Annotated in this window: 3 protein-coding genes, 1 tRNA gene and 2 rRNA genes (1 of these 6 running past the window's edge); 1 reads left to right on the top strand and 5 read right to left on the bottom strand. The window is 56.0% G+C overall.

The features are described 5' to 3' along the window. Nucleotides 1-110: 110 nt before the first annotated feature. The gene (locus RBH10_RS22350) at nucleotides 111-1,133 is read right to left on the bottom strand and encodes a sugar ABC transporter substrate-binding protein (RefSeq protein WP_306180874.1); all 1,023 of its coding nucleotides are present in this window, start codon (nucleotides 1,131-1,133) and stop codon (nucleotides 111-113) included. 266 nt (nucleotides 1,134-1,399) lie between these two features. Between RBH10_RS22350 and RBH10_RS22355 the strand changes: the two genes are divergently transcribed. Beyond that, nucleotides 1,400-2,632, top strand: coding sequence for an ROK family transcriptional regulator (locus RBH10_RS22355; RefSeq protein ID WP_045015473.1), 1,233 nt, complete (start codon nucleotides 1,400-1,402; stop codon nucleotides 2,630-2,632). A gap of 54 nt (nucleotides 2,633-2,686) precedes the next feature. Here the strand turns inward: RBH10_RS22355 and recQ are convergent, their stop codons facing one another. The 4 genes from recQ to RBH10_RS22375 all read right to left on the bottom strand — a co-directional run. Continuing rightward, nucleotides 2,687-4,495, bottom strand: a complete 1,809-nt coding sequence (recQ, locus tag RBH10_RS22360) for a DNA helicase RecQ (RefSeq protein WP_281037852.1) — start codon at nucleotides 4,493-4,495, stop codon at nucleotides 2,687-2,689. Between the two features lie 229 nt (nucleotides 4,496-4,724). Then, nucleotides 4,725-4,801 (bottom strand) — tRNA-Met (locus tag RBH10_RS22365). Between the two features lie 227 nt (nucleotides 4,802-5,028). Continuing rightward, nucleotides 5,029-5,143: ribosomal RNA gene (gene rrf, locus RBH10_RS22370) — 5S ribosomal RNA — on the bottom strand. 245 nt (nucleotides 5,144-5,388) lie between these two features. Continuing rightward, nucleotides 5,389-7,822 (bottom strand): 23S ribosomal RNA (locus RBH10_RS22375); it runs 364 nt beyond the window's last position.

Raw genomic sequence — 7,822 nt, forward strand, 5'->3', positions numbered from 1 at the left:
GGAGGTCGGGCGCGCTCGTTTGTTCCTGTCCGATCACCCAGATCGTGCTTTAAACCATTCCGGTTCAAGTGCGGGGGCAAATTGCCCCCGCGGGTTTCAACGGCGAGGTATCAGCCCCAGCACTTCTTCAGGCCTTCCTTGGTGTCGATCAGATCGAGACCCTTGACCGGCTTGTCCGTCACCAGCGTCACGCCGGTGTCAAAGAAGTTCTTGCCAGCTGTCGGCTTCGGCTTTTCACCCGTATCGGCGAACTTCTTGACGGCTTCAACACCGAGTGCCGCCATCAGCAGCGGATATTGCTGAGACGTTGCACCGATCACGCCTTCCGCGACGTTCTTGACGCCCGGGCAACCGCCATCGACGGATACGATCAGCACGTCCTTTTCGCGGCCGACTGCCTTCAGTGCTTCATAAGCACCGGCGGCTGCAGGCTCGTTGATGGTGTGAACGACGTTGATGGTCGGATCCTTCTGCAGCAGATTTTCCATCGCAGAGCGGCCGCCTTCTTCGTTACCGTTGGTAACATCATGGCCAACGATACGCTTGTCGTCCTCATCGCCGATCTTGTTGATGTCCTTCACGTCGATGCCAAAGCCCTTCATGAAGCCCTGGTTGCGCAGAACGTCAACGGTCGGCTGCGAAGGAGTGAGGTTGAGGAAGGCGATTTTCGCATCCTTGGCCTTGTCGCCGAGGGTGCCGGCCGCCCATTTGCCGATCAGTTCACCGGCCAGAAGATTGTCGGTAGCGAAGGTGGAGTCAGCAGCATCGACGGGTTCGAGAGGCGTATCGAGGGCGATGACCAGAAGACCGGCATCACGCGCCTTCTGCACGGCCGGAACGATGCCCTTCGTGTCCGATGCGGTAATCAGGATACCCTTGGCGCCATCGGCGATGCACGTCTCGATTGCGGCAACCTGGCTTTCGGAATCGCCGTCGATCTTGCCGGCATAGGACTTCAGCGTCACGCCAAGTTCTTTAGCCTTGGCGGTCGCGCCTTCCTTCATCTTGACGAAAAAGGGATTGGTGTCGGTTTTGGTAACGAGGCAAACCGAAGTATCGGCGGCGGACGCGACGGATGCGAAAGAAACGCCAAGCGCGAGCGCGCCCAGAAGAGCGGAAACAGTTGTCTTCATTGTAATCCTCCCATTGAATATTTGAGTACCGTGACGGTTACCCGACGATCTCGTCTCCTCCGAGAGCAGGGACCGTTGGCACAGATGGAACCACCAAAGGAAACGGCTGTCAATAAATAAATCCGATTGAATTATTAATTCCGTATGGCATTCTAATAAGCGGCAGGGAGGAATATCGCCGCGTGGTTTAACGTTGCGATAGCAAGATTGCCATAAAGCCTGCGTGTATCGGTCGCGACGGATATGGCGGGCGGGAGGATGACACTATGAGACAATCTGTCGAGACGGCGCCGCCCGCGCCGTCCACCATTATGGATATGAGTGGCGGCGCCAACCAGATCGGCGTGCGCGCTTATAACGAGCGGCTTGTGCTGTCCCTCGTTCGCCGCCACGGCGGATTGTCGAAAGCCGAAATATCCAGACTTTGCGGCCTCTCGGCGCAGACCGTCTCGGTCATCATGCGCTCGCTCGAAAGTGACGGCCTTCTTATTCGTGGCGAACGACTGCGCGGTAAAGTCGGGCAACCTTCGACGCCGATGCGCCTCAATCCCGACGCCGTCTTTTCTTTTGGAGTGAAGATCGGCAGGCGCAGCGTTGATCTCGTGCTGATGGATTTTGTCGGCCGGATCAAGCTGAAGCTCCGCCGAACCTATCCCTATCCTATGCCCGAATGGATATTACCGTTCGTGATCGAGGGTATAGCCGAACTCGAATCCAAGCTCTCTCCGGCCGAACGGCAAAAAATTGCCGGCGTCGGCATCGCCGCCCCTTTCGAATTATGGAACTGGGCGCAGGAAGTAGGTGCCCCGCAGAATGAAATGGAGCGTTGGCGAGGCGTCGATATCCGTTCCGAAATTGCAGACGGCGTCAGCTACCCGGTTTTCCTGCAGAACGATGCAACCAGCGCCTGCGGTGCCGAACTGGTTTTTGGCGCGGGCCAGAACTATGCCGATTTTCTTTATATCTTCATCGGCTCCTTCATTGGCGGCGGCGTGGTTTTAAATTCCGCACTGTTTTCCGGAAAGACGGGCACCGCCGGGGCAATCGGCCCCCTTCCGGTTCAGGGACAGGACGGCAACACGGTCCAGCTCCTGAAAATCGCGTCGATCTTCGTTCTGGAAAACATGCTGCGTGAACGCGGCATCGATCCACGCCCCCTATGGTTTTCGCCGGACGAATGGATCGATTTCGGTGAACCGCTGGAAAGCTGGATCCAAAAAACCGCTGCAGCCCTTGCGCAAGCGGTTATCGCCGCAGCCTCCATCATCGATTTTTCCAGCGTTATCATCGATGGCGGTTTTCCGGCCTGGGTCAGAACGAGGATAGTCTCCGCCACCCGGCTCGCCCTCAAGCATCACGACCTTCAGGGCGTCACGCTGCCGGAGATCATCGAGGGTGCGGTCGGCAGCCAGGCCCGGGCGATTGGCGGAGCAAGCCTGCCGCTGTTTTCCCGTTATCTCATCGACCAGAACGTTCTGTTCAAGGATACGACAGGGTGAGGCTTCAGGCCTTACCGATACTTTCTTGCGCGGTTCTTTGCCGGATTCAAAAGCTCACTCGCTGGCGGCATGCTCCATGATCGCCGCCAGAAAGGCCGGACCGTATCGCTCCAGCTTGGTGTCTCCCACTCCAGGTATCCGTGCCATTTCACTCTCCGAGGCCGGCCTTGCGGTAGCGAGTTCGGCTAGCGTCTTGTCGTGGAAAATCACATAGGGCGGAACATTCTGCGCACGGGCAATTTCCATACGCTTCTGACGCAAGGCCTCAAAAAGACTGCGATCAGCCTCTGGCAAAGTTGTCGATGCGGAGCTGCGAGGCATCTGTTTCCGTCCCGCGCGAGGGGCTGAGGGTACCCTTAACATCAGAGAAGGTTTTTCACGCAGGAACAACCGTCCTTCCTCGGAAATGGACAATCCACCATGCCCGGACAGATCCACTTCGATCAGGCGCAGCGCAACCATCTGGCGCAGAATGGCGCGCCAGGTGCGATTATCGTGCTCTTTGCCGATCCCGTAGGTGGTGATGCGATCATGCCCGAAACTCGAAATCCGCTCATCTTCCATGCCCAGCAATACACGAATGACATAGGCCTGGCCGAAACGTTCTCCGGTGCGATAAATACAGGAAAGCAGCTTCTGCGCGGCAATGGCGCCGTCAAACAGGTCTGGCGGTTCCGCACAGGTGTCGCAATTACCGCAGGGCTCGCACCGATCACCAAAATAGGACAACAGCACCCGCCGGCGACAACTCGCGGTTTCCGCAAGGCCGAGCAACGCATCGAGCTTCTGGCGCTCCATATATTTGCGCTGATCCCCCGCGTCCGACTCTTCGATAAAGCGGTTACGCAACGCGATGTCTTCATAACCGTAGAGCATAAGCACTTCGGACGGCAGACCATCGCGACCGGCACGGCCGGTCTCCTGATAATAGGCCTCAATGCTGCCCGGCAGATCAATATGGACGACAAAGCGCACATCCGGCTTGTCTATGCCCATGCCGAAGGCGACGGTCGCGACGATGATGACCGCCTCACCATGCTGAAAGTGGGTCTGGTTCGCCTCGCGGGCTGCCTTGTCCATGCCAGCGTGATAGGCCAGCGCATCGCGCCCCTCCTCCCGAAGCCATGCGGCTGTTTCATCCACCTTGCGTTTGGAAAGGCAATAAACAATGCCGCTTTCGTCTTCTCGACCTTTCAGGAAGCGCTTCAGCTGCGCGCGGGGATTATCCTTCTCCATAATGGCATAGCGGATATTGGGGCGATCGAATCCGGCTATGAAGGCGTCACTTCCGTCGATCCCGAGATGACCCAGAATTTCGTCACGGGTTGGTTCATCCGCCGTCGCCGTCAACGCCATGCGCGGTGTATCCGGAAAGCGTTCGATCAGCGCATCGAGTTGGCGGTAAGGCGGACGGAAATCGTGCCCCCATTGCGACAGGCAGTGGGCCTCGTCGATCGCAATCAGCGACAGGGCAATAGGTTGAAGCGCGTCCAGAACATCGGGTTTGAGAAGGGTCTCAGGTGCGGCATAAAGAATATCGACCTTGCCGGCCCGCATATCCTGCCAGAGCGCCCGGCGTTCTTCCGGAGAAAGATCGGAATTGAGCGCCTCGGCCCTCACACCGGCCTGACGCAGGGCGGCGACTTGATCGACCATCAGCGCGATCAGCGGCGACACGACCAGCCCCATTCCCGGACGGGCAAGTGCCGGGATCTGGTAACAAAGCGACTTCCCGCCACCCGTCGGCATCAGAACGAAAGCATTGTTGCCCGCCATCACATGCCGGATGACGTCAGCCTGCTGCCCACGAAACGTGTCGTAGCCATAGACGGTCTTGAGAATCTGCAAAGGATCGGCGTTCACGGCGGCTTTCTTCTGAACTGGGCGGTTGGCGCATCATGGCCAAATCCGAGCCTATCGCAATGTCGAAAGGCTGAATCAGCGGCAGAAAACGCGCGAGAATTGAATGTTGCTGCTCACGCTGTTTCGACGGGCCAAGGTCCAGCTGTTTTGTTTCGGTTGTTGTGCTTGAAACGCCAAAAGCCCTCTGCGATGAGAGGGCTTTTGTTCTATCTGAATCTGAATCTGATTTTGGTTGCGGGGGCAGGATTTGAACCTGCGGCCTTCAGGTTATGAGCCTGACGAGCTACCGGGCTGCTCCACCCCGCGTTACCAGCGTAAATCCCTATGGGATTTATCGCGACTGCATCACAGGGAAGCTGTGATGCATACTGCCGGAGCAAATTGCCGAAGGCGATTTGTCTCCTGTAAGGGACGCACGGGGCGTTTTCCTTATGTTTTCATGTTCCGCAATGCAAAAAGGCCGCTTATGGCGGCCCTTTGTATCGGCTGGGCCGAGGTATGTGAATGAGAAGATTTATTGTTGCGTTTTGCAGACCTGGCAGCGACCTACTCTCCCGCGTCTTGAGACGAAGTACCATTGGCGCTGGGGCGTTTCACGGCCGTGTTCGGAAAGGGAACGGGTGCAGCCGCCCCGCGATAACCACCAGGTCGGCAAAACGCAACGATTTCCATTTATGAGATGGAAACAGTTTTCGAGAAGCTGGGAAGCTTGCGCTTCATTTAATTTAACACGTCTTTCTGCGACCGATCCGTATTCCACCTTTGCTCAAGGATGAGCGTGGCAGCCATACAGACCAGAGGTCGTCGCGCCCTGTGGCGCGGCCCGTCCGGAGCGCTATGCGCGTCAGGACAGAACAGATGATGTTCATCATCGATGAACATATTCAATGGGAACGAAGAAGTCGATCGAGCTATTAGTAACGGTAAGCTTCACATGTTGCCATGCTTCCACACCCGTCCTATCAACGTGGTCGTCTTCCACGGCTCTGATAGGGAACACTCGTTTTCAGGTTGGTTTCCCGCTTAGATGCCTTCAGCGGTTATCCATTCCGTATATAGCTACTCTGCTATGCCCTTGGCAGGACAACAGATCCACCAGAGATACGTCCATCCCGGTCCTCTCGTACTAGGGACAGATCCTGTCAATATTCCTACACCCACGGCAGATAGGGACCGAACTGTCTCACGACGTTCTGAACCCAACTCACGTACCGCTTTAAATGGCGAACAGCCATACCCTTGGGACCTGCTCCAGCCCCAGGATGCGATGAGTCGACATCGAGGTGCCAAACAACCCCGTCGATATGGACTCTTGGGGGTCATCAGCCTGTTATCCCCGGCGTACCTTTTATCCGTTGAGCGATGGCCCTTCCACACGGGACCACCGGATCACTATGACCGACTTTCGTCTCTGCTCGACTTGTCAGTCTCGCAGTCAGGCGGGCTTATGCCATTGCACTCGACGACCGATTTCCGACCGGTCTGAGCCCACCATCGCGCGCCTCCGTTACTCTTTCGGAGGCGACCGCCCCAGTCAAACTACCCACCATACACTGTCCCGGATCCGGATAACGGACCGCGGTTAGACATCCACGAAGATAAGGGTGGTATTTCAAGGATGGCTCCACACGAACTGGCGTCCATGCTTCAAAGCCTACCACCTATCCTACACATGCCTTGGCGAATGCCAGTGTAAAGCTATAGTAAAGGTGCACGGGGTCTTTCCGTCTGACCGCAGGAACCCCGCATCTTCACGGGGAATTCAATTTCACTGAGTCTATGTTGGAGACAGCGGGGAAGTCGTTACGCCATTCGTGCAGGTCGGAACTTACCCGACAAGGAATTTCGCTACCTTAGGACCGTTATAGTTACGGCCGCCGTTTACTGGGGCTTCAGTTCAGAGCTTGCACCCCTCCCTTTAACCTTCCAGCACCGGGCAGGCGTCAGACCCTATACGTCGTATTGCTACTTCGCAGAGCCCTGTGTTTTTGATAAACAGTCGCTACCCCCTGGTCTGTGCCACCCCATCATACTTGCGTAAAATGGGGTCACGCTTCTTCCGAAGTTACGCGTGCAATTTGCCGAGTTCCTTCAACATAGTTCTCTCAAGCGCCTTGGTATACTCTACCTGACCACCTGTGTCGGTTTCGGGTACGGTCTATACGGTGGAGCTATTTCCTGGAACCTCTTCGCCGCACATTCAATCCAGTAAGAATGTACAACACACGAGATCCGTCACTACCACCAGGCCCACGAATATTAACGTGGTTCCCATCGACTACGCGTGTCCGCCTCGTCTTAGGGGCCGGCTAACCCTGCTCAGATTAACTTTAAGCAGGAACCCTTGGTCTTTCGGCGAGGGAGTCTCTCACTCCCTTTATCGTTACTCATGTCAACATTCGCACTTCCGATATCTCCAGGGCCCCTCACAGGTACCCCTTCACAGACTTACGGAACGCTCCGCTACCACATGCCTTACGGCATATCCTCAGCTTCGGTGCATGGCTTTAGCCCCGTTACATTTTCGGCGCAAAGACCCTTATTTAGACCAGTGAGCTGTTACGCTTTCTTTAAATGATGGCTGCTTCTAAGCCAACATCCTGGTTGTTTTGGGATCCTCACATCCTTTCCCACTTAGCCATGACTTGGGGACCTTAGCTGGAGGTCAGGGTTGTTGCCCTCTTCACGACGGACGTTAGCACCCGCCGTGTGTCTGCCGACTAGTACTCCTCGGTATTCGGAGTTTGGTTAGGATCAGTAAGACGGTGAGTCCCCATAGCCCATCCAGTGCTCTACCCCCGAGGGTATTCGGTCGACGCTCTACCTAAATAGATTTCGCGGAGAACCAGCTATTTCCGAGTTTGATTGGCCTTTCACCCCTAGCCACAAGTCATCCCAATCTATTGCAACAGATACGGGTTCGGCCCTCCAGTTGGTGTTACCCAACCTTCAGCCTGCTCATGGCTAGATCACTCGGTTTCGGGTCTAATGCAACTAACTAAATCGCCCTATTCAGACTCGCTTTCGCTGCGCCTACACCTACCGGCTTAAGCTTGCTAGTTACACTAAGTCGTTGACCCATTATACAAAAGGTACGCCGTCACCCTTGCGGGCTCCGACTGTTTGTAGGCATCCGGTTTCAGGTTCTATTTCACTCCCCTCGTCGGGGTGCTTTTCACCTTTCCCTCACGGTACTTGTTCGCTATCGGTCATGCACGAGTACTTAGGCTTGGAGAGTGGTCTCCCCATGTTCAGACAGGATTTCACGTGCCCCGCCCTACTCAAGGACAATGACTGTTCTACGCGTAAGGGGCTATCACCCTCTAT

It is taken from the genome of Rhizobium sp. AN73 (assembly GCF_030757975.1).
In the GTDB taxonomy this organism is placed as follows: Bacteria; Pseudomonadota; Alphaproteobacteria; order Rhizobiales; family Rhizobiaceae; genus Agrobacterium; species Agrobacterium arsenijevicii.